This is a genomic window from Paenibacillus sp. J31R122 (genome assembly GCF_056269185.1).
In genome coordinates, this window is the sequence record NZ_JBWDNM010000002.1 from 55,413 (window position 1) to 81,610 (window position 26,198).

Annotated in this window: 32 protein-coding genes; all 32 read left to right on the plus strand. The window is 42.4% G+C overall.

Translation table 11 applies throughout. The annotated features are described in order from the left end of the window. The first annotated feature begins 33 nt into the window (after positions 1-33). Positions 34-558 carry a flagellar hook capping FlgD N-terminal domain-containing protein gene (locus tag AC0YN7_RS03330; protein ID WP_475808540.1) on the plus strand — a complete coding sequence of 175 codons (525 nt, stop codon included), beginning with the start codon at positions 34-36 and terminating at the stop codon, positions 556-558. Further along, positions 555-932, plus strand: a complete 378-nt coding sequence (locus AC0YN7_RS03335; protein ID WP_475808541.1) for a TIGR02530 family flagellar biosynthesis protein — start codon at positions 555-557, stop codon at positions 930-932. The genes AC0YN7_RS03330 and AC0YN7_RS03335 overlap by 4 nt, the downstream gene beginning before the upstream one ends. 134 nt (positions 933-1,066) lie before the next feature. Next, positions 1,067-1,885 carry a flagellar basal body rod protein FlgG gene (flgG, locus tag AC0YN7_RS03340; protein ID WP_475808542.1) on the plus strand — a complete coding sequence of 273 codons (819 nt, stop codon included), beginning with the start codon at positions 1,067-1,069 and terminating at the stop codon, positions 1,883-1,885. Positions 1,886-1,942: 57 nt separating this feature from the next. Beyond that, positions 1,943-2,170 (plus strand): flagellar FlbD family protein, encoded by a 228-nt coding sequence (locus AC0YN7_RS03345; RefSeq protein WP_475808543.1) that lies wholly within the window; start codon positions 1,943-1,945, stop codon positions 2,168-2,170. Then, entirely contained in the window at positions 2,167-2,634 is a 468-nt protein-coding gene (locus AC0YN7_RS03350; protein ID WP_475808544.1) for a flagellar basal body-associated FliL family protein, read from the plus strand. Before AC0YN7_RS03345 ends, AC0YN7_RS03350 begins: the two co-directional genes overlap by 4 nt. Before the next feature lie 37 nt (positions 2,635-2,671). Then, on the plus strand, positions 2,672-3,673 hold the full coding sequence (gene fliM / locus AC0YN7_RS03355; RefSeq protein ID WP_475808545.1) for a flagellar motor switch protein FliM: 1,002 nt from the start codon (positions 2,672-2,674) through the stop codon (positions 3,671-3,673). Continuing rightward, entirely contained in the window at positions 3,663-4,889 is a 1,227-nt protein-coding gene (gene fliY / locus AC0YN7_RS03360) for a flagellar motor switch phosphatase FliY (RefSeq protein ID WP_475808546.1), read from the plus strand. Before fliM ends, fliY begins: the two co-directional genes overlap by 11 nt. A gap of 23 nt (positions 4,890-4,912) precedes the next feature. Beyond that, a complete protein-coding gene (locus AC0YN7_RS03365; protein ID WP_475808547.1) occupies positions 4,913-5,275 on the plus strand; it encodes a response regulator in 363 nt (120 codons plus the stop codon). An 11-nt stretch (positions 5,276-5,286) separates the two neighbouring features. Next, positions 5,287-5,928: a flagellar biosynthetic protein FliO gene (locus AC0YN7_RS03370; protein ID WP_475808548.1), complete on the plus strand. Its 642-nt coding sequence runs from the start codon at positions 5,287-5,289 to the stop codon at positions 5,926-5,928. Next, positions 5,918-6,673 carry a flagellar type III secretion system pore protein FliP gene (fliP, locus tag AC0YN7_RS03375; RefSeq protein WP_475809095.1) on the plus strand — a complete coding sequence of 252 codons (756 nt, stop codon included), beginning with the start codon at positions 5,918-5,920 and terminating at the stop codon, positions 6,671-6,673. The genes AC0YN7_RS03370 and fliP overlap by 11 nt, the downstream gene beginning before the upstream one ends. Before the next feature lie 22 nt (positions 6,674-6,695). After that, positions 6,696-6,965, plus strand: coding sequence for a flagellar biosynthesis protein FliQ (gene fliQ, locus AC0YN7_RS03380; protein WP_475808549.1), 270 nt, complete (start codon positions 6,696-6,698; stop codon positions 6,963-6,965). Positions 6,966-6,976: 11 nt separating this feature from the next. Continuing rightward, positions 6,977-7,771, plus strand: a complete 795-nt coding sequence (gene fliR, locus AC0YN7_RS03385; RefSeq protein ID WP_475808550.1) for a flagellar biosynthetic protein FliR — start codon at positions 6,977-6,979, stop codon at positions 7,769-7,771. Between the two features lie 11 nt (positions 7,772-7,782). Continuing rightward, the gene (gene flhB / locus AC0YN7_RS03390; protein WP_475808551.1) at positions 7,783-8,880 is read left to right on the plus strand and encodes a flagellar biosynthesis protein FlhB; all 1,098 of its coding nucleotides are present in this window, start codon (positions 7,783-7,785) and stop codon (positions 8,878-8,880) included. Positions 8,881-8,902: 22 nt separating this feature from the next. Further along, complete coding sequence (gene flhA / locus AC0YN7_RS03395; RefSeq protein ID WP_475808552.1) at positions 8,903-10,933, plus strand: flagellar biosynthesis protein FlhA; 2,031 nt, start codon at positions 8,903-8,905, stop codon at positions 10,931-10,933. Continuing rightward, entirely contained in the window at positions 10,930-12,135 is a 1,206-nt protein-coding gene (gene flhF / locus AC0YN7_RS03400; RefSeq protein ID WP_475808553.1) for a flagellar biosynthesis protein FlhF, read from the plus strand. Before flhA ends, flhF begins: the two co-directional genes overlap by 4 nt. Then, positions 12,128-12,997 carry a MinD/ParA family protein gene (locus AC0YN7_RS03405; protein ID WP_475808554.1) on the plus strand — a complete coding sequence of 290 codons (870 nt, stop codon included), beginning with the start codon at positions 12,128-12,130 and terminating at the stop codon, positions 12,995-12,997. Before flhF ends, AC0YN7_RS03405 begins: the two co-directional genes overlap by 8 nt. 26 nt (positions 12,998-13,023) lie before the next feature. Continuing rightward, the gene (locus tag AC0YN7_RS03410; RefSeq protein ID WP_475808555.1) at positions 13,024-14,373 is read left to right on the plus strand and encodes a protein-glutamate methylesterase/protein-glutamine glutaminase; all 1,350 of its coding nucleotides are present in this window, start codon (positions 13,024-13,026) and stop codon (positions 14,371-14,373) included. A gap of 43 nt (positions 14,374-14,416) precedes the next feature. Further along, on the plus strand, positions 14,417-16,483 hold the full coding sequence (locus tag AC0YN7_RS03415) for a chemotaxis protein CheW (protein ID WP_475808556.1): 2,067 nt from the start codon (positions 14,417-14,419) through the stop codon (positions 16,481-16,483). 13 nt (positions 16,484-16,496) lie between these two features. Beyond that, positions 16,497-16,958 carry a chemotaxis protein CheW gene (locus AC0YN7_RS03420; protein ID WP_475808557.1) on the plus strand — a complete coding sequence of 154 codons (462 nt, stop codon included), beginning with the start codon at positions 16,497-16,499 and terminating at the stop codon, positions 16,956-16,958. 30 nt (positions 16,959-16,988) lie between these two features. Next, positions 16,989-17,582, plus strand: coding sequence for a chemotaxis protein CheC (locus AC0YN7_RS03425; RefSeq protein ID WP_475809096.1), 594 nt, complete (start codon positions 16,989-16,991; stop codon positions 17,580-17,582). Continuing rightward, a complete protein-coding gene (locus AC0YN7_RS03430) occupies positions 17,579-18,073 on the plus strand; it encodes a chemotaxis protein CheD (protein ID WP_475808558.1) in 495 nt (164 codons plus the stop codon). Before AC0YN7_RS03425 ends, AC0YN7_RS03430 begins: the two co-directional genes overlap by 4 nt. Position 18,074: 1 nt before the next feature. Further along, complete coding sequence (locus AC0YN7_RS03435) at positions 18,075-18,521, plus strand: hypothetical protein (protein WP_475808559.1); 447 nt, start codon at positions 18,075-18,077, stop codon at positions 18,519-18,521. A 4-nt stretch (positions 18,522-18,525) separates the two neighbouring features. Then, the gene (locus AC0YN7_RS03440; RefSeq protein WP_475808560.1) at positions 18,526-19,311 is read left to right on the plus strand and encodes a FliA/WhiG family RNA polymerase sigma factor; all 786 of its coding nucleotides are present in this window, start codon (positions 18,526-18,528) and stop codon (positions 19,309-19,311) included. A 15-nt stretch (positions 19,312-19,326) separates the two neighbouring features. Next, the gene (locus tag AC0YN7_RS03445) at positions 19,327-20,733 is read left to right on the plus strand and encodes a DUF342 domain-containing protein (protein WP_475808561.1); all 1,407 of its coding nucleotides are present in this window, start codon (positions 19,327-19,329) and stop codon (positions 20,731-20,733) included. Positions 20,734-20,770: 37 nt separating this feature from the next. Continuing rightward, the gene (locus tag AC0YN7_RS03450) at positions 20,771-21,097 is read left to right on the plus strand and encodes a hypothetical protein (RefSeq protein ID WP_475808562.1); all 327 of its coding nucleotides are present in this window, start codon (positions 20,771-20,773) and stop codon (positions 21,095-21,097) included. A 37-nt stretch (positions 21,098-21,134) separates the two neighbouring features. Beyond that, positions 21,135-21,701 carry a hypothetical protein gene (locus AC0YN7_RS03455; protein WP_475808563.1) on the plus strand — a complete coding sequence of 189 codons (567 nt, stop codon included), beginning with the start codon at positions 21,135-21,137 and terminating at the stop codon, positions 21,699-21,701. Beyond that, entirely contained in the window at positions 21,694-22,293 is a 600-nt protein-coding gene (locus tag AC0YN7_RS03460; RefSeq protein ID WP_475808564.1) for a hypothetical protein, read from the plus strand. The genes AC0YN7_RS03455 and AC0YN7_RS03460 overlap by 8 nt, the downstream gene beginning before the upstream one ends. A gap of 204 nt (positions 22,294-22,497) precedes the next feature. Beyond that, entirely contained in the window at positions 22,498-23,199 is a 702-nt protein-coding gene (gene rpsB, locus AC0YN7_RS03465) for a 30S ribosomal protein S2 (protein WP_475808565.1), read from the plus strand. 120 nt (positions 23,200-23,319) lie between these two features. Next, positions 23,320-23,970, plus strand: a complete 651-nt coding sequence (tsf, locus tag AC0YN7_RS03470) for a translation elongation factor Ts (RefSeq protein WP_475808566.1) — start codon at positions 23,320-23,322, stop codon at positions 23,968-23,970. Positions 23,971-24,074: 104 nt separating this feature from the next. After that, on the plus strand, positions 24,075-24,803 hold the full coding sequence (pyrH, locus tag AC0YN7_RS03475; RefSeq protein ID WP_475808567.1) for a UMP kinase: 729 nt from the start codon (positions 24,075-24,077) through the stop codon (positions 24,801-24,803). Further along, positions 24,803-25,357, plus strand: a complete 555-nt coding sequence (gene frr, locus AC0YN7_RS03480) for a ribosome recycling factor (RefSeq protein ID WP_475808568.1) — start codon at positions 24,803-24,805, stop codon at positions 25,355-25,357. Before pyrH ends, frr begins: the two co-directional genes overlap by 1 nt. Before the next feature lie 62 nt (positions 25,358-25,419). Then, positions 25,420-26,184 (plus strand): isoprenyl transferase, encoded by a 765-nt coding sequence (locus AC0YN7_RS03485; RefSeq protein WP_475808569.1) that lies wholly within the window; start codon positions 25,420-25,422, stop codon positions 26,182-26,184. The last annotated feature ends 14 nt before the right edge of the window (positions 26,185-26,198 follow it).

Below are 26,198 nucleotides of genomic sequence, written 5' to 3' on the forward strand. Positions count from 1 at the left end.
CCATTTTATTCGTAAGAATGGAGGTGAACAGAAATGGCAAGCGTAGTATGGCCAAACTATAATGTATCCAATGTTCAAGCCGCAGCTGCTAAGAAGACAGATACGCTAGGGAAAGATCAGTTTCTTAGCATCCTTGTAACACAGCTGCGTAATCAGGATCCTATGCAACCGCTACAGGACAAAGAATTCATTGCCCAAATGGCTCAATTTACATCCGTAGAGCAACTTATGAATATGTCGACTGAGCTTCAATTAATGCGTCAAAATATAGGTTCAGCTTCAAGCTTGATCGGTAAAACGATTGAGTGGAATGAGTATAATGAAGCTGGAGAAATTGTTAAAGCAACAGGGGTAGTTGATTCGATCCTTTCAAAAGAAGGCGTATTATATGCTTCAGTAGGAGCGGAAGAAATAGCGCTTGATTATGTGACCTCTATATCGGAAACGAAGGCGGGGTCTGGTGAAGGTGACGGATCATCGTCAGATGGAAATGATAGTGAAACCGATACGGATTCCTCAAATTCAAACGATTCTGAGGAAGGGGCTGAGACACCGTGAGTGACAGAGTGAAGATTGGTCATTTATTTCCGGTAAAGTCTACACCGCTTCAAGCAGCAAAATCAACTGCAGGCCGCGTGCCTCAATCGAATGAATTCCGAGATATGCTGGACGCTAAAGTGCTTAAGTTCAGTCATCATGCTGAATTACGGATGCAGCAACGCGGAATTAAGCTCCAGCCTGAATCGTTGACGAAAATAATGGACGCAGTCGAGAAGGCGGCATCTAAGGGAGCACAGGACTCGTTAATTGTATTTCGAGATATTGCGATGATTGTCAACGTGCCAAGCCGTACGGTTGTGACGGCTATGGATGGCGGACAAATGCAAAGCAATCTATTTACTCAAATCGACAGTGCAATCATTTTATCGTAAGGCTGGACCTAATTGGAGGCCTTAGGCTGCCGACCGACTGAAGCAGCTAACATCTAGGTTGCGAAGCTTACGAAGTAAGTTTTGCTTTCGAAGTAAGTTTTGCTACACAAAACTTTTAAGGAGGAACAAGATCAATGCTAAGATCGATGTATTCGGGCGTTTCAGGTATGCGTGGTTTTCAGACAAAGCTTGATGTAATTGGTAACAACATCGCAAACGTAAATACAGTAGGCTTTAAAGCAGGCCGCGTTATGTTCAAAGATATTCTTAGTCAGACGGTTGCCGGTGTGACAGCTCCTGCAGAAGGTGAACGTGGGGGCGTTAACGCGAAGCAAATCGGATTGGGTGTATCGATTGGTTCCATAGATACAGTTCATACGGCAGGCAGCGCGATGACAACCAACCAACCGACAGATTTACGTATCGATGGCGATGGTTTTTTCGCAGTAAGAGCCAATGAAGAGGCTGAAATTCTAATTACTCGCGCTGGTAATTTTACATTGGATGCCAATAGACAGCTAGTAACTGGTGATGGTTATTTTGTTCTATCTGTAGATGGCGAACCAATCGTCCTAGATGAAGCAGTGACTGCATTCTCCATAGGCCAAGACGGTACCATTATGGGTGTAACAGCTGATGGAACGGAAGCAATCGCGCAATTAGGTATTGTTAAAGTTGTTAATCCTAGCGGATTGGAGAAGCTCGGAGGCAATATGTACCGCGTTACAGCGAATGCAAATCCTGATGCATTAATTGAAGACTTTATGACTTTCGCTGGTGATCCTGAACTTGGTACTGGTGCAATCATATCTGGTCAGCTTGAAATGTCGAACGTTGATCTGACAGCAGAATTCACAGAAATGATCGTAGCACAACGTGGATTTCAAGCGAATTCTCGTATCATTACGACATCAGATGAAATTTTACAAGAGGTTGTTAACTTAAAACGATAGATAAGTCTTAACCAATGGGAGGCTTGCTAGCCTCCCCAAGGTGTGAGGGGGTAACTGATGATAACGGTAACGCGTTTAAACGGAACAAAAGTAACAATTAATGCCCTTTTGATTGAAATGGTAGAGGAAGCAGCAGATACGGTTATAACGCTTACGACAGGAAAGAAGCTGGTTGTTAAAGAAAAGACAGCTGAACTGTTGTTGCTTAACGAGCAGTTTCTTCGTACGATTGGCCTTATTGCGGCGGCCCAGATGAATGAACAAACGGAGGGTCCATCGAGATGAAAAGAATGATGCCTTGGTTAATAACTATTTTGTTAGCCATAACCTTAATCGCGATTGTTTCTATTATTTTATTCAAATCAATCTTTAATGAAGAAACAGGCAACCAAACAGCGGAAAACAAGCCAGTTGCAGTAAAAGTGCTCTCAGCAGATGATCGTTTGAAAGTAACTTCTGAGCTGAAGGAATTCAAACGAAACTTGAAGGACACTGAATTTCTCGTCGTACTAAGCTTCGCGTTCCAATTAGACAACAAGAAAACAAAAGAAGAATTTGACAAGCTGATTGATATCGAAGTGAAGCCGATTATTAATCGCACACTTGCTGATATGTCTGCAGAGGAGCTTCATGGATCCCAAGGCGAAGATGCACTTGAATCTAAGCTATTGAACTTGATTAACCCGATCATGCCAAAAGGAAAGTTAGTTAAAGTTGAAATTACCGATATTATTATTACTGAACTATAACTTTGAATGCCAACATTCCTCGAAGGAGGTGAGATAATTGGTTGATGTTTTATCGCAAAACGAAATTGATGCAATACTAGCTGCGTTAGATTCAGGAGAAATGAATGCAGATGATCTAAAGAAGGAAGAAATGATCCGTAAAGTAAGTGTTTATGATTTCAAACGCGCCGTTCGTTTTTCGAAGGACCATATTCGGAGCTTGACTCGAATTCATGAAAACTTCGCGCGATATTTAACAACTTATTTCTCAGCGCAACTTCGCACATTTGTTCAGATTAATGTTGTGCAGGTAGAGCAATTACCGTACGACGAATTTATTCGATCAATTCCGAAGATGACTATTTTGAATATTTTCGAAGCTGAGCCATTGGAAGGTCGGATGGTGCTGGAGGTTCATCCCAATGTGGCGTATGCCATGCTGGATAGACTGCTGGGCGGTCAAGGAACTGCTCCTTCGAAAATAAACAATTTGACTGAAATTGAAACAATTATTATGGAAAAGATTTTCAGCCGGACGTTCGAAAGTCTGCAGGAAGCGTGGAAAAGCGTAATCGATATTTCACCAAGACTTGAAGCGCTCGAAACGAATCCGCAGTTTATGCAGATTGTATCACCGAACGAGACGATTGCTCTTATTTCTTTTAGCACTAAAATCGGAGAAACAACCGGTATGATTAATTTATGTATACCGCATGTTGTCATTGAGCCATTAATGCCAAAATTGTCTGTACATCACTGGTTTGTTTCTCAGAAGAAAGCCCGTGCGCCTGAAGAGGTGGAAATATTAGAACAACGGGTAAATAAAGCAAAACTTCCAATTGTTGCGGAGCTTGGCGAGTCGTCTCTGACGATTAAGGAGTTTCTTGGTTTAAATGTGGGCGATGTCATTTCACTAAACAAATCAGTGAATGATGGGTTAAAAATTAAAGTTGGAGAAAAGCTTAAATTCATAGGCAGTCCTGGTTCGGTTAAAGATCGAATCGCAATACAGGTGGATGAAATTGTTAGCGAAGGAGCGGAAGAAGACTATGACGAGTAAAGACTATTTGTCACAAGAGGAAATTGATGCATTGCTTCGTCAATCCTCCAATGACTCGGACGCGGAGCAATCGTCTGATACCGTAATGCAGCTATCAGACGTCTTATCCGACATGGAAGAATCGGCATTGGGTGAGATTGGGAATATTACGTTTGGAAGTGCGGCAACTGCGCTTTCTACATTGCTAGGTAAAAAGGTAGATATTACAACTCCACAGGTAACTCTAGTACGTAAGGATGAGCTTGGAGATATTTTTCCTAAGCCTCATGTTGCAGTAAGTGTGCAATATGTAGATGGCTTTCAAGGCATAAATTCTCTTGTCATTAAGACGAAGGATGCTCAAGTCATTGCAGATCTGATGCTTGGTGGAGAAGGCGATGTTGTAGTAGAAGAATTAAATGAGATTCATATTAGTGCTGTACAGGAAGCGATGAACCAAATGATGGGTTCGTCTGCGACATCGATGTCTACGATTTTTAATCGATTTGTTAATATTTCACCGCCAGGAATTGACATTCTTGACGTTAACAACGGCGATGGAATGGGACATCTGCCACCTGTAGATATATTTATTAAGATTTCCTTCCGCTTAACGATTGGTGATCTTATCGATTCTACTATTATGCAATTGCTCCCGATAGATTTTGCAAAACAAATGGTTGATATATTAATGGGTAATGTGGAGGAGGAAGTTGCTCCACCTGTTCAACCGGCAAATCAACAACCAGTGGCTCAAGTAGAATCGGCTATGCAGCAAACTGCTGCAGCGAGTCAGATGTATGCTGCTCCAGTGCAGCAAGCGTCTCCTAATCCATATCCATCACCTGCGGCTGGATTTGATATTCCGATGCAGCCGCCTGGTCCGCATACATATGGTCAAGCAGCAAATCGTAATGTTAATGTTCAACCTGTTCAGTTTGCAAATTTTAATGCTGCGCCATTCGTTCAACAAGATGAAACGAATCTTAATTTACTGCTCGACATTCCGCTTAAGGTCACAGTAGAATTAGGAAGGACCCAAAAGCAAATAAAGGATATTTTAGAATTATCACAAGGTTCCATTATTGAGCTGGACAAGCTTGCTGGTGAACCTGTAGATATTTTGGTGAACAATAAGTTAATTGCAAAAGGTGAAGTTGTTGTCATCGATGAAAACTTTGGTGTTCGTGTAACCGATATTGTAAGCCAATGGGACCGCATTCAAAAATTACAATAACTTCCTGGGAGGAACAAAAAAAGATGGCAAACCGCATTCTTATTGTAGACGACGCAGCATTCATGCGCATGATGATTAGAGACATTTTATCCAAGAACGGCTACGAAGTTGTAGGTGAAGCGCAGGATGGCGCACAAGCGGTCGAAAAATATAAGGAACTAAGACCTGATCTCACCACTATGGATATTACGATGCCTGAAATGGATGGCATCTCCGCTTTAAAAGAAATTAAGAAGCTCGATGGTAATGCGAAAGTAATCATGTGCTCTGCGATGGGTCAACAAGCAATGGTAATTGATGCGATACAAGCAGGTGCGAAAGACTTTATTGTCAAGCCTTTTCAAGCTGACCGTGTAATTGAAGCGATCAAGAAAACACTCGGATAAGGTAATATATTATGTTTAACTTACAATCTCGCATTTCAATCGTATCAGCTTTTGGGGTAATGCTTTGGCCTGGATTTGCAATCGCTGCTGCGAATGAAAGCAACGCAAATACGGAGGAGCAAATGGTCTTCTCCGGAACGGATAATCTTGCAAGCAGCTTAGTATGGGTCATTATTGCACTTGCCATTGTAATTGTCTTAATAATTTTAGTAATAAAGTGGTTGGCCCAGCGAAACCAATCGTGGGGAGCGAATCGTTCGCTTCGTTCCCTCGGCGGGCTTGCTCTTGGTCAAAACAATTCACTTCAAGTGGTCGAAATTGCTGGGCGCATTTATATCGTAGGAGTAGGCGAGAACATTACGTTACTTGACAAGTTTGATGATCCTGAGCAGGTACGTTCCGTGTTGGATGCACTTGAACGCAAACCGAATAACGCTTGGTCTCAGAACGCACTATCACAGTTGCTGGACAAAGTACGCAACCGTGATAAGCAGGCTGTAGCAGAGCCGTCGAACGAGCAATGGAATTCGTCTTCATCCTTTGCGAATATGCTGCAAAGCAAGCTCTCACAACAAGCTGACCGGAAGCAGCAGATGGAAGCGTTGCTTCATGACCCTAAATCAAATGAACGGTTGATGGATGATGAAAAATAAGTGGTGGATCGCAATCGTTGCCGTACAGCTGCTCGCTTTTCTTTCTAATAATCAAGTCTATGCGGAGCCTCTACCCGACATTTCCATCAATATTGGTAACGGGAGCTCTGAAAAGCCTGATACGAGTGCCTTATCCATTTTGCTATTAATAACAGTACTAAGTGTTGCTCCTGCCATAATGGTATTGATGACAAGTTTTACACGCATTGTAATCGTTTTGGGGTTTGTTAGGACATCACTTGGAACGCAGCAAATGCCGCCTAACCAAGTACTGATCGGTCTGGCGATGTTTTTAACCTTCTTTATTATGGCTCCAACCTTCTCACAAGTGAATGATGTGGCGTTGCAGCCATATTTGAAAGGTGAGATAACACAAACAGCGGCTTTCGAGAAAGCTGCTGTACCGATGAAGAAGTTCATGTTCTCACACACGAGAGAAAAAGACTTAATGCTATTCATGAACTATACGAAAACAGAAAAGCCTAAGACATTTGAAGATATTCCGATTACGGTGTTGATTCCAGCTTATGCAATCAGTGAATTAAAAACAGCCTTTCAAATGGGTTTTATGATTTTTATCCCGTTTTTAGTAATCGATATGATCGTAGCAAGTACTCTGATGGCAATGGGGATGATGATGTTGCCCCCAATAATGATTTCATTGCCTTTCAAATTATTGCTTTTTGTACTAGTCGATGGCTGGTACTTAATTGTCAAATCATTATTGCTCAGTTTCAGCACGTGACAAAAGCAAGGAGGAACATTTAATGAGTACTGATTTCATTATCGGATTGGCTGGCGAAGCCGTCTTTGTGGTTTTGAAAGCCAGTGCGCCGATGCTCGTTCTTGCTCTGGTAGTTGGCTTAATGGTTAGTATATTTCAAGCTACAACTCAGATTCAGGAGCAGACATTGGCTTTCGTCCCCAAAATAGTAGCCGTTTTTTTGTCGATAATCGTGTTTGGTCCATGGATTCTTAATACGATCGTCGACTTCACTTACAATCTGCTGAATAATCTTCATAAATACATCGGATAGGTTGTGTGTGAATGAGTGCGGTTATCCAAGGTTTTCCTATTTTTTTGCTTATTTTTTGTCGAATAACTGCGTTTTTCGTCGTTGCTCCTGTTTTTTCGTCACGTGGTGTACCGAATACATTCAAAATCGGTCTAGGCTTTTTCATTTCATTTATTGTGTTTCTAACTTATGGAATGAAACAGTCGATTGTACCGGACGCTCAATATTTGCTTATTGTTATACGAGAAATATTAATAGGTTTAATGTTGGGATTCATCGTCTATTTGTTTTTCTCGGTAGTACAAACCGCAGGTGCGTTCATGGACTTACAGATCGGATTTGCAATGGCCAATGTCATAGATCCACATACTGGAACATCTGCACCTCTGTTAGGTAATTTTAAATATATGCTGATGATGGTCATTTTTCTTATGATGAACGGTCACCACTATTTACTTACTGGGTTAATGGACAGCTACCAATGGATGCCGTTGTCCAATGAGATGTTTAGTAGACTTATGAGCGGGAGCATAACAGATTACTTGAGCCGATTGGTGGGCACTACTTTTCTTCTGGCCATTCAAATAGCAGCACCTTTGGTAGTTGCAATGTTTTTAACAGATGTTGGTCTTGGTTTCCTGGCTAAGACGGCGCCTCAATTTAACGTCTTTGTAATAGGTCTCCCTTTGAAGCTTATTATTGGGCTGTTCTTGCTTATCTTGTTAATGCCTGGTCTTGCAGCAATATTCGAACGACTATTTTCCATCATGTTTCAATCGTTGGAACAGTTTTTCGGCATCGTGCAAGGGCCGCCTGACAGGCAATAGGAGGCCTCAACGTGCGGACTTACCGTCTTAAGCTTAATTTGCAATTGTTCAGTGGTGAGAAGACTGAAGAAGCTACGCCAAAAAAGAAAAGTGAATCTAGGAAGAAAGGGCAAATTGCCAAATCTCCGGATCTGCCAGGATCCTTAATATTATTGTTCACTTTCCTTAGCTTCATGATGCTAGGCTCGTATTACAAACAGCATATTATGAATCTGTTTGGTAGTCTCTTTGAAAATTGGCTGGTACTTGAAATAACGCCTGGTAACGTGATGTCACTTTTTAATGATGTAGCTAAAGAGCTGCTTCTCATCTTAGCTCCCATTTTTGTGATCGTTATTATGACTGCGATACTCGGTAATATCGTGCAGTTTGGTTTTTTATTAACAGGCGAGCCATTAAAAATGAAGCTAAGCAAATTAAACCCTATTAACGGATTTAAACAAATTTTCTCCATGAAAAGTATTGTGGAGTTTTTGAAGAGTATATTGAAGATTCTAATTATCGGTATATTTGTATTTACAACCATTTGGGGACAATGGGAGCGTATTTTGCTGCTGTCAAGCTTGCCGATTCAACAAATTTTCAGCTTTGCAGCAGGACTTACTCTTAATTTAGGAGTTAAAATCGGTGCTGTCCTTATTGTTTTGGCATTTGCCGACTATTTCTATCAACGCTACGAGCACAATAAAAGCTTAAAAATGTCAAAGCAGGATATCAAGGATGAATATAAAAAATCGGAAGGGGACCCAATAATAAAAGGACGCATTCGTGAGCGTCAGCGCAGAATGGCGATGCAGCGCATGATGCAAGAAATTCCAAATGCTGACGTCATTATTACAAATCCAACTCACTTTGCAATTGCTCTAAAATATGATGCTACCAAAATGGAAGCCCCGACGATTATTGCTAAAGGGATGGATCATGTGGCACTGCGTATTAGGGAAATAGCGAAAGAAAATGGTGTTGTAATGATGGAAAATAAGCCGCTAGCTAGAGCGCTTTACGAACGAGCCGAAATCGGAGACGTTATTCCAGCAGACTTGTTCCAAGCGGTGGCGGAAGTGTTGGCATATGTATATAAAATGAAGGGCCGAGTGAAATCATTATAATTCATTGGGAGGAGGCAGCGTCATGAAGTTGAAGGATATTGTCATATTGTTCGGAATGATCGGCATTGTACTTATGATGATTATCCCGATCCCAGTGTTACTACTAGATGTACTGCTTATACTAAATATTTCAGTGGCGCTAATGATTTTACTTATTGCTATGAATACGAAGGAAGCTTTAGATTTCTCAATCTTCCCAGCTATTCTATTGATAACGACATTATTCCGTCTAGCACTGAACGTGTCTACAACACGTAACATACTGCAGCACGCTGAAGCTGGAGAAGTAGTGGCTACGTTTGGCAGTTGGGTAGGCGGTGGGCAAATTGCGATTGGGTTTGTCGTATTCCTAATTCTTGTTGTTGTACAGTTTATCGTTATAACAAAAGGTTCTGAACGGGTAGCAGAGGTTGCCGCTAGGTTCACACTCGATGCGATGCCAGGTAAGCAGATGAGTATAGATGCTGATTTGAATGCTGGTCTCATAAATGAGGTGCAAGCTCGAGAGCGTCGTTCCAAAATTGAACGTGAAGCTGATTTTTACGGTTCAATGGATGGTGCGAGTAAATTTGTAAAGGGCGATGCAATCGCGTCGATTATCATTTTATTAATTAACTTAGTTGGCGGCTTTATTATTGGTATGGCAATACATAAATTCAGTTTCGGTGAAGCTCTTGAAACATATTCCATTCTGACTATCGGTGACGGACTCGTTAGTCAAATTCCTGCATTGCTTATTTCTACAGCAGCAGGCTTAATTGTAACAAGAGCGGCTTCTGACGGAAGTCTTGCAGAGGATGTTACAGCTCAGCTATTCAAATATCCTAAGCTGTTGTATGTAGCAGCGGCTACTATTACACTGTTGGGCTTCACGCCGATCGGTTTTCTACGAACTCTCCCATTTGGTTTATTACTAGCATTTGGGGGCTGGAAAATGCAAAAATCACTTACGAAGCAGCAGGAGCAAGAGGAAATGCTTGTTGAGGAGCAGCAGATTGAAGAAGTACGCAGTCCAGAGAGCGTGATCAGTCTATTGCAAATTGATCCAATTGAATTCGAGTTTGGTTATGGGCTTATTCCATTAGCGGATACGCAGCAAGGCGGTGATTTGCTCGATAGAATCATTATGATTCGCCGACAATGCGCACTTGAGCTAGGTCTTGTCGTTCCCGTTATTCGGATAAGAGACAATATACAATTGAAACCGAATGAATATGTGATCAAAATTAAAGGAAATATGGTTGCTCGAGGTGACTTGTTACTCAATCATTATTTAGCAATGAGCCCAGGCTTTGAAGACGATTCAGTCATTGGGATTGAGACGACTGAGCCAGCTTTTGGACTTCCGGCAATTTGGATTGATGAGCAGATGAAGGAACGCGCGGAGCTCTCAGGGTACACCGTAGTTGATCCCCCATCCGTTGTAGCTACTCATTTGACTGAAATTATTAAACGTCACGCTCATGAGCTTATTGGCCGTCAAGAAGCGAAAATGCTCGTGGAAAATGTCAAAGATTCGTATCCTGCACTTATTGACGAGCTAATTCCTTCGATCCTTACAGTAGGTGATGTGCAAAAGGTGCTGGCAAAGCTTCTGCGTGAAAAGGTGTCCATACGTGATCTTGTTACGATATTCGAATCACTGGCTGATCACGGGAATTATACGAAAGACCCTGACGTTTTAACCGAGTATGTTCGTCAAGCGTTATCCAGACAAATTACGCAGCAATTTTCGCCGTCAGGTGATACGCTACGTGTTATTACGGTAGGTCCTCAGCTTGAGAAAAAAATCGCGGAGTCGGTACAGCAATCCGATCAAGGAAGCTATATCGCATTAGATCCGGTTTCTACTCAGCAAATCTATCAAAAGTTGAATGAGCATGTAAATCGTCAAATTCAATCCGGGCAACAGCCAATTGTTCTTGCTTCACCGACGATTCGAATGTATTTGCGACAAATTGTTGAGAGAACAATGCAGGATGTTCCCGTGCTATCTTATAGTGAGCTCGAGCCGAACATTGAGGTTCAAAGTGTTGGGGTGGTGAACTTATGAGAGTAAAGCGTTACGTTGTTAACGAATTGCCTGAAGCTGTTTCCATGATCAGAAGCGAACTAGGGAAAGACGCTGTTATTTTGAACACGAAAGAAATAAAGGTTGGCGGATTCATGGGCATGTTTCGCAAGAAGAAGATGGAGGTCATTGCGGCCATTGAATCCAATCCATCAAACGCTCCGGAGCAGCCAAAGCGTAAAGATTCTCCTCAATTAAGTGCCGCCGTAGAACAAATTTTGCAAAATGTTCAGCGAAATTCGTCTTCGACCGCAGTGCTGGAACCACCAGCAGCTGCGGAGAAGGCGAATATCAAAGTGGATAAGGAACAATTCATAATAGACGAGATCCGGGATCTGAGGCAGTACATGGTCAAGCTGTCTAAGCAACAAAATGATCGTAAAGTTTTACCTGAGTTTTTGTATGAGCTCCAGCAGCGATTAATAGAGCAAGAAATGGATGCAGTATGGATTGAGCGATTAATTGAGGCAATAACTGCTAAGCAAGATGAGGCGGCAGTCGAATTTAGCAAGGAGCAAGTATGGGAGCTCGCAGAGGAACAGCTTGAAGAATGGATCAAGCCTTACAGTAAGACGGGAATAAGCAGTTTAGCACGAGTTGTTCATTTTGTTGGACCTACAGGTGTGGGGAAGACGACAACGATTGCAAAGCTTGCGGCAGAGCAGACAATCAAGCAGGGGCGTGCGGTTGGTTTTATTACTTCTGATACGTACCGAATAGCTGCTGTCGATCAGCTTAGAACCTATGCGAACATATTGAATGTGCCGATTGAGGTCGTGTTCTCACCGATGGATTTGCCGAAGGCTTATAAGCAGCTTGAAAGTCGTGAGTTAATTTATATGGATACCGCAGGCCGGAACTTCCGCAGTGAGCTGCATGTATCTGAGGTAAACAGTCTGCTGCAATCAAATGAGCCTAACGAGACGATCCTCGTGCTTAGCTTGACAGGGAAGACCAAAGATATGTCTGCTGTGGCGGAACAATTTAGCAAGTATGGCGTTCGCAAAGTGTTGTTTACAAAGCTGGATGAAACATCAGTATACGGTGCGATTTTCAATCTTATAATGACCTATGAGTTGTATCCGACGTATATGGCGAGTGGTCAGACGGTACCTGATGATATTGAAAGATTCCAATCACACTCCTACATTAAGAAACTGTTAGGAGATATCACCTATGATTGATCAAGCTGAAGCATTACGCAACTTGGTTAAACAACAGGAGCTTCAGGAAGAAGGTCGAACGACACGTGTTGTCACAGTAACCAGTGGCAAAGGCGGTGTTGGAAAATCCAATTTCAGTTTAAACTTTGCATTATCACTTAGTCGCTTAGGTAAAAAGGTACTCATATTCGATGCAGATATTGGTATGGCTAATATAGACGTACTGATGGGGATATCGTCGACTTATAATTTGTACCATTTACTGAAGCAAGAAAAGACTATTTGGGAAATTGTACAGGAAGGGCCTGAGGGGATACATTTTATTGCTGGGGGTTCAGGCTTTAGAGATTTGATGGAATTGACCTCTGAGCAACTAAATCGATTCGCAGAAGAAATTCAAAAGCTTCATGGCGTATACGACATCATATTGTTTGATACGGGAGCTGGATTATCTAAAGAAACGGTAAAATTTATTACAGCGGCCCAGGAAACGATTGTCGTAACTACACCCGAGCCTACGTCCATAACGGATGCTTACGCTTTAATTAAGATGGTCAAAGGAATGGATGTCGATATCCAATTCAAATTAATCGTTAACCGTGCATCTGATATGAAGGAAGGGAAGCAAACGGCAGATAAGATTGCTTTAGTCGCCAAACAGTTTTTACATTTTGAACTGCTATCACTTGGTATTGTGCCAGATGATCCCAATGTTCCGAAAGCAGTTAAGCGACAAGTTCCTTTTACATTAGCCTATCCCGGGAGCGAAGCTAGTTCGGCTATCGAACGAATTGCTAAGCATTTTCTGGAGATACCTCATAATGATGCGGTTAACACTGGTGTCAAAGGGTTTTTACACAAAATGTTCAGACTTTCAAGATAATCCTTTGGAATTAAGGAGGGAAAAAAATGGCTCCTTATCGCGTGCTTGTTGTTGATGATTCTGCATTTATGCGAAAAATTATAAGTGATCTCATTATGCAAGATCCACAATTCACTATCGCGGCAACGGCCAGCAATGGTCAAGAAGCGATTGAGGCCGTCACAGTATGGAAGCCAGACGTCGTTACAATCGATCTGGAAATGCCAGTGATGAACGGATTAGAAGCGCTTAAGCTCATTATGAAGAGTAGCCCGATCCCAATTATAATGCTGTCGGGAATTAGCGAGGATAATACGAGAGAAACGATTAAGGCGTTGCAGTATGGAGCATTTGATTTTATACGAAAGCCATCAAGCGCGTTTTCCAATGATATTCGTCAGGTTGGAGAGCTTTTATTAGAAAAACTTCGAATTGCTGTTCTAACGAAACGTCAGCAGCCCGTCATTTCGATAAAAGAATCTTTAGCAGGATATACCTCAGATGTAGAGCTGAGAAAACCAAGTTTAAATAATGAGCAGCTAAAACATGAGGTAAAGCCAAGTGTACCTTTACCGGTACATCTGAAGGATCGTAAGAAGCCGATCCTTCCCTCTGCTGAGGGTAAACAACCGAAGCAGCAGCTGGCATCCCCTTTACATACAAAGCTTAAAGGAATTAATCAAGAAACATTATCTGAAAGTAAGAAAAAACCAACTGTGGCGCCACGTAAACCCATTTTACCGGAATTGCCAGCGGTACAAGCTCACACGCAGATAAAGCCGACTTCTGTCACATCACAGAAGAAAAATGGACATGCTTCATTCCAGCATATTGTTGCGATTGGAACCTCTACTGGTGGACCGAGAGCACTACATGAGGTAATTTGTTCATTGCCGGCCGATTTTCCGGCACCGGTGCTTATCGTGCAGCATATGCCTCCCAAATTTACGAAATCGTTGGCACAACGATTGGACACTTTTAGTGAGCTTCAAGTAGTTGAAGCTGAGCAAGGTGAAAGAGTATCGGCAGGGGTCGTATATATCGCACCAGGCGGGTTTCACATGGAGCTGGCAAAGGATGCCGTGGGTTACAAAATTTTGCTCACAGATCAACCGCCGCAGAATGGTCATCGTCCAGCTGTGGACGTACTATTTGCATCGCTGACAACGTATCGAGAGCTTAAGCGGCATGCGGTAATTATGACGGGAATGGGCAGTGATGGCGCAAAAGGGATGAAGCTTCTATTGGAAAACGGTGTGGAGTCTACCGTTGCAGAAGCTGAAGAAACATGCGTCGTTTATGGTATGCCACGTTCTGCAATTGAAGCGGGATTGGTTCAAACTATTTTACCGTTGCAACACATTGCACCGCATCTAGTGCACGCAGTGTTAAAATAATAGGTTTGATTCACTCATAAGTACTAACAGGGGGTGCTAGGAAATGGATATGAATGCCTATTTATCAATGTTTATCGACGAATCAAATGATCATCTGCAATCATTGAACGAAAACCTGCTGCGACTCGAAAGCGAACCTGAGGAGCTTAGTATCGTTCAAACCATTTTTCGTTCAGCTCACACGCTGAAAGGGATGTCTGCTACGATGGGTTATGAAGATTTGGCTTCTCTAACTCATGAGATGGAAAATGTACTCGATCTAGTCCGCAATAGCAAGCTGAAAATGGACAGCTTTATTTTTGACACTTTGTTCAAAGGTTTGGATGCTCTTGAAGCAATGGTTCAGGATATAGTGAATGGCGGTACAGGGAAGGCTGATGTAACGTCAATCGTTGAATCACTGAAGGTCATTTTAAAGAGCGATTATAGCTCGAGTAGCAGCACACAGGCTGAAGGCAATGACATTAAAATAGCCGGAACGCCAAAAACTGGTTCAGCAATGATGCTGCTTGACGAGTATCAAGCTTCGATTTTACTGCAATCCATCGAGTCAGGACATAGCGTATATCATATACAGGTTGTTATTCGAGACAACTGTTTGCTCAAGGCAGTTCGTGCATATATGGTTTTTGATCTTCTAGAGCGTAACGGGGAAGTTATAAAATCTGATCCTTCTGTCCAGGATATCGAGCAAGATAAATTTGGTTTTACTTTTTCTGTATTTACAATTTCAAGCTTGACAGAGCAAGAGCTAAATCAACAGATTTCCAATATTTCAGAAATAGAATCTGTCGCGGTTACTTTACTAGATGCAGAGTCGCTGTCAGTGCTGGGAAGTACACAAGCTTCATCGTCTCAGAGTCCGAAAGAAGAGACGGCGTCTGTTATTAAGGAAGTTGCAGCTCGTGAAGTGAATTCCGGCAAAGAACAAGCGGCCGTAGCGTCCGCGCCAGCTGCCGCTTCACGAACTATTCGTGTCGACATTGAGAGATTAGATGCTTTAATGAATTTGTTCAGTGAGCTGCTAATCGACCGCGTAAGGCTTGAGCAGCTTTCAAGTGAGATAAAGCGTACAGATTTGACAGAGACGGTTGAGCATATGACGCGTGTGAGCTCAGACCTACAAAGCATTGTTTTGAAGCTGCGGATGGTTCCAGTAGATTCTGTGTTCAATAGATTCCCGCGGATGATTAGAGATTTAGCGAAATCATTGGACAAAAAAATTGATCTAGTTATCACAGGTGCTGACACAGAGCTTGACCGTACTGTTATTGATGAGATAGGCGACCCGCTTGTGCATTTGCTTCGTAATTCGGTCGATCATGGTATCGAAACGGTTGAGGAGCGCATAGCGGCTGGAAAGCCTGAAACAGGCGTCATTAATTTAAGAGCCTATCATAGCGGAAATCATGTTTTCATTGAAGTAGAGGAAGATGGACGCGGTATTCATCATGAGAAAGTAATTAAGACAGCCATAAAGAATGGTGTAGTCACGGCGGAGGAAGCCAAGCAGCTTTCACCGGATGAAATTAACATGCTGATCTTCGCAGCGGGATTCAGTACTGCTGATAAAATTTCAGACATCTCGGGGCGCGGAGTTGGTCTTGATGTGGTAAGAACCAAGATCACATCACTGGGCGGTAATGTAACGATAGATTCGGTTTATGGAAGAGGAACTAAATTTTCGGTACAACTGCCGCTTACGCTATCCATTATTTCAGCTATGCTTATCAAGCTAGGATCTGAGAATTATGCGATTCCATTATCATCTATTGTAGAAACTGGAATTATCCGCAAGGAACAAATATTAAATGTTCATGGCAATAAGATGATAGAGTTCCGAAATGCCATTATTCCGCTAGTTTCTCTAAGCAGTGTGCTTGATTCTCCTGATTTTGATGAAAACGACGAGCAAGAGACAGAAATTGTTGTTGTTCGTAAGGGTGAGAAATGGGCTGCAGTTATGGTCGATGAGTTTATTGGCCAAAGCGAGATTGTGCTCAAATCATTAGGCAAATATTTGACGAACATCGATGCTATCTCGGGTGCAACCATACTCGGTGATGGATATGTCGCTTTGATCATTGATCCGAATGCACTAATCAAATAGGGAGGTTTTTACGATGGGAGAAGAATTAAAGGTTATCGTGTTCGCGTTAGGCAACGAAGAGTATGGGATTGAAGTGGATAAGGTCCGCACGATTGAAAGATTGTCTCCAATTACACGCGTTCCCAAAACGGCGACATTTATTAAAGGGGTTATTAATCTACGCGGTGTCGTGGTCCCAGTAATCGACTTGCGCGGCCGATTTAGTTTATCGGAAACAACTCCAACTGAAAATTCACGGATCATCGTTGTGGCTGTTGCTGATATTGAGGTAGGCTTTATCGTTGATTCCGCGAATGATGTAATCGATATCGATACTGATGAAATTGAATTACCGCCTGAAATCGTTGGCGGAATTAAAGCGAAATATTTACGTGGAATTGCTAAGCTTGGTGAAGGCCGACTACTAATCATGCTTAATCTAACCGAGGTTTTGAATAAGAATGAAATCATTCAATTAGAGCAGCTAGAGGTATAACACGTGAGTATTTTCGGACGTTTTGAAGCAATGGAATGGGATGTATTGAAAGAAGTCGGTAATATTGGAGCAGGTCATGCGGCAACCGCGTTATCGCAATTGCTGGACAGACCTGTTGATATGGCTGTACCTAAAGTCAGTTTGCTCCCTTTTGAAGAAGTAGCTGAAATTGTTGGCGGTTCAGAGCAAGTTGTCATTGCCGTATTTCTCCGGGTTGAAGGAGAAGCTCCTGGCAACATGTTTTTTATAATGGAGGAGCCTGCTGCAAAGCGTATTTTGCAGCAGCTGCTGCCGGGAAATCAGGATGAGCAGGAAGGCTATTCTGAGATGGATCTTTCTACTTTATGCGAGATCGGAAACATTTTAGCTGGTTCCTATTTATCATCATTAGCTGATTTCACGCAATTATCTATGGCACCGTCCGTACCATCAATTGCGGTTGATATGGCGGGTGCTATTCTGAGCTACGGTCTGATGCAATATGGCGAGATGGGCGATTCTGCCTTATTGATCGAAACGACCTTCTTAGAGGATCATCAATCACTAGAGGGACATTTCTTCCTTATACCTGATCCAGAATCGTTCGAGAAAATTTTCAGGGCTTTGGGAGTCGTCAGCGAATGATACAACAAAATGTGGTTAAGGTCGGCATGGCAGATTTAAATATCGCGACAGAGGGTGTCATTCTAAAAACGACTGGTTTAGGATCATGTGTAGGTCTAACTTTGTTTGATCCTATGTGCAAAGTAGCAGGAATGGCACATGTGATGCTTCCTTCCTCAGAAATTGCTCGCGATACTAACATTAATATAGCTAAATATGCTGACACTGCCATACCTGAGCTCATCAGAAGAATGCTTGAGGCAGGGGCTTCGATTCAACGCTTGAAAGCAAAAATGGCTGGTGGCGCGCAAATGTTTGCCATGACAAGTCAATCGGATTCATTGCGTATTGGGCCTCGGAATGTAGAGTCATGCACAGAATTGTTGAAAAAACTTAACATCCCTATTTTGTCCCATGATACTGGAGGCAATTTCGGACGAACTATTGAATTTGACAGTAATAGCGGCATGTTATCAATTAGAAGTGTACAGCACGGAATAAGGGAGATTTGATATGCTAGGAACATGGCGATGGAATGTCGGACTCGGGATTGTAGGAACCGTGCTTACGGTAACTTTTTCAATCGGAAATAACCCGATTTCTGTGATGCTGCTTAGAAGTATGTATGCTTTCATCGCTTTTTTTGTTCTTGCTTTTGTAGTACGTGCGGTATTAGCATACATCCTTCAGCCTCCAACTCTAGTAGGCGAACAGACGGAGCAGGATGAAGGTATAGGTTTGCAGTTTGATGTACAAACACCGGATGAAACAAAAGATTTAAATGAACTATTAAAGTCTCAGCTGCAGGATGGGGCATCTGCTGCTTCAACTTCATCAGCTCAAGTACATAGTAGTGAGGCTAACACATTTAAGCCACTAAGTCCGCCTCAATTAGTTTCTACCCAAAAAAAACAACCTGAGGAATTGGTTCAAGCAATTCGTCATATGACAGGAGAGTGAGTCAATGGCTGAGTTGAAGACTGCTCATTTGACAAACATCCAGATGTGGCAAGCTTGGAGAGAACAAGGCGATCTGGATGCTAAGAAGAAGCTTATCGAACAGTATTTGCCGCTTGTAGATTACGTAACAAATCGTATGGCAATCGGACTTCCCAAAAATGTAATAAAAGACGATTTGGCTAGTAATGGGGTTATGGGTTTAATAGATGCCATTGAGAAGTTTGACTATATGCGTGGCTTGCAGTTTGAAACCTACGCTTCATGGCGAATTCGAGGTTCGATTATTGATGGATTAAGGCAAGGAGATTGGGTCCCGCGTTCTGTTCGTGAGAAGGCTAAGAGAGTTGAAGAAGCTTATCAGCATCTGGAGCAGCAATATTTACGATCGGTAACCGATAGTGAAATAAGCAGTTATTTGCAAGTTACAGAGAAGGATTTTATTAATATGCTTCAAGACATTGCTGTGACGACGGTATGTTCGTTGGAAGATCCGATACGTGAAGAGGAATCCGAAACCAGAATGTCCCTGCTAGTTGATGACAAAGCAAAAAACCCGGAGCACAAGGTTCATGAGTTTTATTTGAAGGAATCTTTAATAAAAGGTATTGAACGATTAACGGAGAAAGAACGCACAGTTGTCTCTCTCTTTTATTATGAAGAATTATCACTAAGTGAAATCGCTGAAGTCATGTCATTATCACCTTCGAGAATTTCCCAGCTTCATTCGAAAGCTATTTTAAGACTTCGGGGAGCATTGGCTAAGCATAAAGATCAACTCATGCAGCAGTAAAGAAGGGGAGGTAAAATGGATAATCAACAATTAGATTCATTCTTGAAAATTCAGACATCAGTCGATAAGCTATCTGCTTATTTAACATTTAACCGAATAACGGAAGAATTTAATTGCAACGGCGAGGAACTCGAGCGTTTTGTCCGAAGCAAGGGTATTGTCCATGGACTCCAATCTGATGTGCTGGATCAAATCGCTACTAATTCTCTTGCTTATTGCAAGGAGCAAACGCTAATCGCCATTGGACAAGCACCAGTTCCAGGAAAAGACGGCTACCTCAAACTTGCATACGATATGGAGACTAATAATCAACAGCCAACTGAGCTTGAGGATGGGAAGGTTGACTTCAAAGAGGTTGTGAAGCTGAAAAATGTGAAGCGAGGACAGCTGATTGCCGAACGTTTTGAGGCGCAAGCAGGCCCAAGAGGCAAGACTGTCACCGGTGAGGAAATTCCGGCTAAACTTGGTAAGCAGGCTCGGTTTAAGATAGGTAAAAATGTTGTTGTGAATGGTGATCAAACTGCGATGTATGCAGCAATTGATGGTCTTATTACGATGACTGACAAAGAGAAGATTAATGTATTTCCTGTATATGAAGTGAATGGCGATGTGGATTACAGCGTCGGAAATATTGATTTTGTAGGGACGGTTGTCATTCGCGGCAATGTACTAAGCGGCTTTCGAATTAAGGCGTCAGGAGATATTCGCATCATTGGCGGTGTTGAGGGCGCAGAGGTTGAATCAGAAGGTTCAATTGATATTACCGGCGGTATTTTGGCTGGTAATAAAGGGTTTGTGAAAGCAGCTCGCAACATACGCAGTTCTTTTATACAAGATGGAATTGTTATTGCAGGCGAGGATGTGCTAGTATCACAAAGCATAATGCATTCCAATGTAAAAGCTGGCAAGAGCGTCATCTGTTCGGGGGCGAAGGGTTTGATTGTAGGTGGACAAATCCAAGCAGGAGAGCTTGTTAGAGCGCGTAATATTGGAAATGCAATGTCAACGGCAACATCTATCGAAGTGGGAGTTAATCCACAATATCGCACAGAGTTGCTTGAGTTGCGCGCGAGGCTTAAACTTGCTTTGGAAAGCTTAGATAAAACCGATAAAGCACTTGTCATATTGGATCAATTAGCGGCAGCAGGACGTTTAACACCTGAAAAGCTAGCGCTTCGTGTAAAGCTGAATTCGACTAAGCGACAATCCCTATCGGAGAATGCTGAGTATAAATTGCGAATTCTTGAACTAGAAAAGACACTTGATGATACAGATCGTTCGAGAATAGATGTATCCAATACCATTTTTGGAGGTACAAAAATAGTTATTGGAAGATCCACTAAATTTATTAAGGATGCTTCGCAACGAGTTACTTTCCGCTGCATGGAGGGGGATATCGCGCTTATCCCTTATGTTACGTAAGCAGTTACATTTCATAGCGTGAAGGGAGAGGATCGATATGACCTTCAAATCAATTGATTTGCAGATGTCTGTTCCACGTACGCAGGAATTTAGCGGTAAGCAGAGCCAGATTACGCATAAATCAGTAGCTGATCAAAATACGCTCGCCAACCAGGCGGCAAAAAATACAGAAGAGCTTCGCAGAAAAAATACAGGGATTGAGCATACTGCTGGACTTCATGTACGCAGTGATCAGGGTGAGCAGCAAGGGCATGCTCACCCTAATGCTAATGGAAAACGGAAGTTGGATGAGGTGGCTGAACAAGATCACGTAACGCCGCCGACACATCCATTCAAAGGACATTCCGTCGATATAAAGCTATGAGCTAACAAGTTCGAACTGGAAAGGCAGGATATAGACGATGCAGTCATACTGGCAATATGTTGTACTTCTCGGAGCGGTTGTCATTGTCTGCGCCTTTGTATGGCCTCGAAAGCAGCAGAGTGCAGCAGTTCCAACACAAACTATGCAAAACATGGAGATTGCGTTAGAGCAGTTTATGGAAAACATGGAGAAGGATAATCAGGAACTTGTAGAACTGGTGACTAAAGCACAGCAGGAATCCAAGTCCGAAGCGGAGCAGAAGGAACAACGAATTGTAGCACTTGAGCACAAATGTGAGCTGTTAACAGAACAGCTTCAGCGTGCACCTGAGCGAACTGCTCTTGCTGCGGATCAGGAAATCGATTCTATTTCACTGACAAAAGACATTTCGCCAGCTCCAGTGGCAGATGTTGTCATTGGGACGGATGCGGCAGTACCTGAGACGGTACAGCCTTCTTCAATTCATACCCGTTATTCAGAATTATTCGCATTGTACGAACAAGGGAAATCTATTGAGGCAATCTCGAAAAAGCTCGGGTTGAATAAAGGCGAAGTGCTGCTCATTATTCAGCTATCGAAGCAGGAAGAGGCCGTTCATGCTTAAAAATCGCCCTTTTTTAATGGGTTTAGGCACAGGGATGATTATAGGTGCATTGCTATTGCAGCTTATGTTTCAGGGTGACCAGAATCAAGAAAAGCTTGAAAACATGGGCGATAATAATGATGAGAAGCTATATACGCAAATAGAAGTAGATGCATTGCTTTCTGCTGTCAAAGATTCCGCCTCCGTCAATAAAGAACTTAATCAAAGTGCTGTAGTGCAGGACAAGCAAAGTAGTGTTGACGATAATAAACCCACTTCAGACGCTGTAGATCCAACTAAAGAGGATCAACCAGTTAATGATACAAGTAAGGAAGAAAAACCGCCAGTCACAGCTGATCCAATTCAGCATATAATAAAAATCGACGCAGGGTCCGGATTAGCTAAGACGGCCGAGTTACTGGCTGGTAAAAACATTATTCAAGATAAAACAGCATTTATCAATCAAATGAAAAAGTCGAAAAAGCTGGTTCGCGCCGGTTATTTTTTGTTTAATGAAGGTTTAACTACAAATGAAGCGATAACGGTTGTCACAAGTCAGCCTATACCCAAAGAACAGGCGAAAGATATGTTATCGAAAGTGAAAAAACAATAACTATTTTTTTTATAAATAGTAAACTATAAACGAATATACAAACGAATGTTGCATGAGTTATCTATTTATGGTATATTAATTCACGGTGTTAAAAACGCACGCAGGTCAATTTTGCCAACGGTGCTTTCGTCCGACGAAAGTTTTGGTGAAAGATGCGACTAGCGGAGGAGCACACAAAAAACCATTACAGGAGGTGTTGAGGACATGGCGGTTATTTCCATGAAACAGCTACTAGAAGCTGGGGTACACTTCGGTCATCAGACTCGTCGTTGGAACCCGAAGATGGATCGTTATATCTTCACTGAAAGAAACGGAATTTACATTATTGATTTGCAAAAAACGGTTAAAAAAGTTGACGAAGCATACAACTTTGTTCGCTCGATCGCTGCTGAAGGCGGCACAATGCTGTTCGTAGGTACGAAAAAGCAAGCTCAAGATTCCGTTAAAGAAGAAGCAGAACGTTGCGGCAATTTTTACATCAACCAACGTTGGCTCGGCGGTACTCTAACTAACTTCCAAACTATTCAAAAACGTATTGAGCGTTTGAAACAGCTTGAGAAATGGTCAGAGGACGGCACATTCGAAGTTCTTCCTAAGAAAGAAGTTATTATTCTTAACAAAGAAAAAGACCGTTTGGAAAAATTCCTTGGCGGTATTAAAGGAATGAAAGGTTTGCCAAGCGCGTTGTTCATTATTGACCCGCGTAAAGAGCGTATCGCAGTTGCGGAAGCTCGTAAACTTGGTATTCCTATCGTTGGTATCGTTGATACTAACTGTGATCCGGACGAAATCGATTATGTCATTCCTGGTAATGATGATGCAATTCGTGCTGTTAAATTGCTTACGGCTAAAATGGCTGATGCAATCGTTGAAGCTACTGCAAACAACGAGCAACCAACAGCTTAAATTTAAAGAAATACTATTCAACAAAGGGTGGTCAGACGGTGTAAAACCTCTCACCGCCCTTTTTTTGGAACTCAAAACAATAATAGATAATGGTGATTGTACCATTCAGGAGGGTTTAACATGGCGGTTAGTGCTAGCGCAGTGAAAGAACTTCGGGAAAGAACTGGAGCAGGAATGCTCGATTGTAAAAAAGCTTTGGACGAAACGAATAACGACGTAGAAAAAGCGATCGCGGTACTGCGCGAAAAAGGTTTGGCTGCTGCAGCAAACAAAGCAGGACGTATTGCTACAGAAGGCGTAGTTGAATCGTATATCCATGCTGGCGGCCGTATCGGTGTAATTGTTGAAGTTAACTGTGAAACTGATTTTGTTGCTAAAACAGATCAATTCCGTGAATTTGCTAGAGACGTTGCTATGCAAATCGCTGCTGCAAATCCAAAGTTTGTACGTCGTGAAGAAGTTGCGGCAGAAGAGCTTGAAAAAGAGCGTGAAATTTTGAAAAATCAAGCGCTTAACGAAGGTAAACCAGCTCATATCGTTGAGAAAATGGTTGATGGACGTATTTCGAAATATTACGAAGAGTTCTGTCTGCTTGAACAATCGTTCATTAAAGATCCAGACAAAACTATAGCTGAAATACTTAACGAAAAAATTAATAAAATCGGTGAGAACATTTCAATCCGTCGTTTTGTTCGTTACGAACTAGGCGAAGGTCTTGAGAAAAAAGTCGACAACTTCGTAGAAGAAGTAATGGCACAAGTTAAACAGTAATCCGATCGCACAAGTGGGGCGGGGCGTGCGCCCCGCCCTGCCTGTATAAATAGAACATAAATGAAGGACCTCATCACTTGAGGTGCATGATGGAGGTATAATCGTTGGAACAGCCTGTTTTTAAACGGATCGTTTTGAAGGTAAGCGGTGAATCATTGTCTGGACAGGAAGGATACGGTATTGAAGCGACCGTTATTGCTTCCATTGCTGATCAGGTTAAAGAAGTTATCGCTCTTGGTGTAGAGGTAGCGATTGTTGTTGGCGGAGGCAACATATGGCGCGGAATTGCGGGTAGTGCTAAAGGTATTGATCGCGCTACTGCTGATTATATGGGTATGCTGGCTACACTCATGAACTCACTTGCACTGCAAGATGCTCTGGAACAAATTGATGTGCCAACGCGTGTACAAACGTCGATTGCGATGCAGCAAATTGCTGAACCGTACATAAGACGTCGTGCGATTAGACATCTTGAGAAGGGCCGTGTCGTCATATTTGCAGCTGGAACGGGTAATCCGTTTTTCTCTACAGATACGACAGCAGCTTTGCGCGCAGCTGAAATTGAAGCTGAAGTAATTTTGATGGCGAAAAATAAAGTAGACGGAGTATACTCCGCAGATCCATTTAAAGATAGCTCAGCAGAAAAATTCGAGGAGCTCACGTATCTCGATATGCTTAATCGCAATTTAGGCGTTATGGATTCAACAGCATCTTCGCTCTGTATGGATAACAATATTCCACTCATCGTATTCTCGATCACTGAGAAAGGGAATATAAAACGGGTCGTCCTGGGCGAGAAAATCGGAACGATTGTGAAAGGAAGTGCTAAGTAGTGCCACAAGAAGTGAAGAAAAACGCAGAAGAACGTATGGATAAAGCAATTCTAGCGCTAAAACGGGATTTGTCATCGTTACGCGCAGGTAAAGCTAGTCCATCGTTACTTGATCGCATTCAAGTAGAATACTACGGGGCAATGACGCCTCTTAATCAGCTAGCTAATATCAATACCCCAGATTCTCGTACACTGTTCATTCAGCCATGGGATAAGTCTTCCATGTCTGCTATTGAAAAGGCGATTATGAAATCCGATCTTGGTTTGAATCCATCAAATGATGGTGTGGCGATTCGTATTTCAATCCCTCCTCTTACAGAAGAGCGTCGCGGTGAATTAGTTAAAACGGCGAAAAAATTCGGAGAAGATGCAAAGGTTGCAATCCGCAATATTCGTCGTGATGCTAACGACTCTGTGAAAAAGCTGGAGAAAACAATAATTTCTGAAGATGAATCGCATGGACACCAAGAGGATATCCAAAAGGCGACCGACAAGTTCATCGCAGAGGTTGATAAGGTTCTTGTAATGAAAGAAAAAGAAATTATGGACGTCTAATAATACTCTAGGCCCCTCCGTCAGGTGGGGTTTGGTTTTGATTCCGGTTGGGAGGATGCAAGATGATCGAGCGACTTTTGGCCAAATTAGGCAAATCGTCACAAAAGCCGATTAATCCTGAGGCCTTTGATAATGTGCCTGAGCATGTTGCTATCATAATGGATGGGAATGGTCGCTGGGCAAAAGATCGTGGTTTGCCACGAATGGCGGGGCACCATTCCGGTATGAAAGCAGTTAAGCGAATTACGATAGCGGCTGAACGCATTGGCGTCAAATATTTGACGTTATATGCGTTTTCTACGGAAAATTGGAAAAGACCAAAGGCAGAAGTGGATTTTCTGATGAAGCTTCCTCAACAATTTCTTGAAATAGAATTAGATGAGTTAATTAGAAATAATGTACAGGTTCGAATGATGGGGCACAAAGAGGATTTGCCGGAATTTACAATTAGCGCAGTGGAAGAAGCAGTGGTCAAAACAGCTAACAACACGGGTCTAGTTTTAAATTTTGCTTTAAATTACGGCAGCCGTAATGAAATGATTGATGCTGTTAAGGTAATAGCAGATGATGTCCAGCAAGGCCGTTTGGCAATCCAGGACATAGATGATAAAGTGATGTCTAATCACTTGCTTACTAGTGGTATCCCGGACCCTGATCTACTTATTCGTACGAGCGGTGAATTGCGTCTCAGCAACTTTATGTTGTGGCAGTTGGCGTATAGTGAGTTGTGGTTTACTGATGTGTATTGGCCGGAATTTTCGGAAAAGCACTTTCATGAAGCCATAGCGGAATATCAGCGTCGCGCGCGTCGATACGGTGGATTGTAGCTTCAAGTAACGGA

What these genes read in the sequence shown, in the direction of transcription:
- AC0YN7_RS03365 (WP_475808547.1), top strand. Translation starts at nt 4,913, where the DNA reads ATGGCAAACCGCATTCTTATTGTAGACGACGCAGCATTCATGCGCATG.
- fliP (WP_475809095.1), top strand. Translation starts at nt 5,918, where the DNA reads ATGAAAAATAAGTGGTGGATCGCAATCGTTGCCGTACAGCTGCTCGCT.
- fliQ (WP_475808549.1), top strand. Translation starts at nt 6,696, where the DNA reads ATGAGTACTGATTTCATTATCGGATTGGCTGGCGAAGCCGTCTTTGTG.
- flhF (WP_475808553.1), top strand. Translation starts at nt 10,930, where the DNA reads ATGAGAGTAAAGCGTTACGTTGTTAACGAATTGCCTGAAGCTGTTTCC.
- AC0YN7_RS03415 (WP_475808556.1), top strand. Translation starts at nt 14,417, where the DNA reads ATGGATATGAATGCCTATTTATCAATGTTTATCGACGAATCAAATGAT.
- flhA (WP_475808552.1), top strand. Translation starts at nt 8,903, where the DNA reads ATGAAGTTGAAGGATATTGTCATATTGTTCGGAATGATCGGCATTGTA.
- AC0YN7_RS03420 (WP_475808557.1), top strand. Translation starts at nt 16,497, where the DNA reads ATGGGAGAAGAATTAAAGGTTATCGTGTTCGCGTTAGGCAACGAAGAG.
- AC0YN7_RS03410 (WP_475808555.1), top strand. Translation starts at nt 13,024, where the DNA reads ATGGCTCCTTATCGCGTGCTTGTTGTTGATGATTCTGCATTTATGCGA.
- AC0YN7_RS03370 (WP_475808548.1), top strand. Translation starts at nt 5,287, where the DNA reads ATGTTTAACTTACAATCTCGCATTTCAATCGTATCAGCTTTTGGGGTA.
- AC0YN7_RS03330 (WP_475808540.1), top strand. Translation starts at nt 34, where the DNA reads ATGGCAAGCGTAGTATGGCCAAACTATAATGTATCCAATGTTCAAGCC.
- tsf (WP_475808566.1), top strand. Translation starts at nt 23,320, where the DNA reads ATGGCGGTTAGTGCTAGCGCAGTGAAAGAACTTCGGGAAAGAACTGGA.
- AC0YN7_RS03460 (WP_475808564.1), top strand. Translation starts at nt 21,694, where the DNA reads ATGCTTAAAAATCGCCCTTTTTTAATGGGTTTAGGCACAGGGATGATT.
- fliR (WP_475808550.1), top strand. Translation starts at nt 6,977, where the DNA reads ATGAGTGCGGTTATCCAAGGTTTTCCTATTTTTTTGCTTATTTTTTGT.
- rpsB (WP_475808565.1), top strand. Translation starts at nt 22,498, where the DNA reads ATGGCGGTTATTTCCATGAAACAGCTACTAGAAGCTGGGGTACACTTC.
- AC0YN7_RS03350 (WP_475808544.1), top strand. Translation starts at nt 2,167, where the DNA reads ATGAAAAGAATGATGCCTTGGTTAATAACTATTTTGTTAGCCATAACC.
- AC0YN7_RS03485 (WP_475808569.1), top strand. Translation starts at nt 25,420, where the DNA reads ATGATCGAGCGACTTTTGGCCAAATTAGGCAAATCGTCACAAAAGCCG.
- AC0YN7_RS03435 (WP_475808559.1), top strand. Translation starts at nt 18,075, where the DNA reads ATGCTAGGAACATGGCGATGGAATGTCGGACTCGGGATTGTAGGAACC.
- AC0YN7_RS03405 (WP_475808554.1), top strand. Translation starts at nt 12,128, where the DNA reads ATGATTGATCAAGCTGAAGCATTACGCAACTTGGTTAAACAACAGGAG.
- AC0YN7_RS03440 (WP_475808560.1), top strand. Translation starts at nt 18,526, where the DNA reads ATGGCTGAGTTGAAGACTGCTCATTTGACAAACATCCAGATGTGGCAA.
- AC0YN7_RS03425 (WP_475809096.1), top strand. Translation starts at nt 16,989, where the DNA reads ATGGAATGGGATGTATTGAAAGAAGTCGGTAATATTGGAGCAGGTCAT.
- AC0YN7_RS03455 (WP_475808563.1), top strand. Translation starts at nt 21,135, where the DNA reads ATGCAGTCATACTGGCAATATGTTGTACTTCTCGGAGCGGTTGTCATT.
- AC0YN7_RS03430 (WP_475808558.1), top strand. Translation starts at nt 17,579, where the DNA reads ATGATACAACAAAATGTGGTTAAGGTCGGCATGGCAGATTTAAATATC.
- AC0YN7_RS03345 (WP_475808543.1), top strand. Translation starts at nt 1,943, where the DNA reads ATGATAACGGTAACGCGTTTAAACGGAACAAAAGTAACAATTAATGCC.
- AC0YN7_RS03445 (WP_475808561.1), top strand. Translation starts at nt 19,327, where the DNA reads ATGGATAATCAACAATTAGATTCATTCTTGAAAATTCAGACATCAGTC.
- flgG (WP_475808542.1), top strand. Translation starts at nt 1,067, where the DNA reads ATGCTAAGATCGATGTATTCGGGCGTTTCAGGTATGCGTGGTTTTCAG.
- AC0YN7_RS03450 (WP_475808562.1), top strand. Translation starts at nt 20,771, where the DNA reads ATGACCTTCAAATCAATTGATTTGCAGATGTCTGTTCCACGTACGCAG.
- fliY (WP_475808546.1), top strand. Translation starts at nt 3,663, where the DNA reads ATGACGAGTAAAGACTATTTGTCACAAGAGGAAATTGATGCATTGCTT.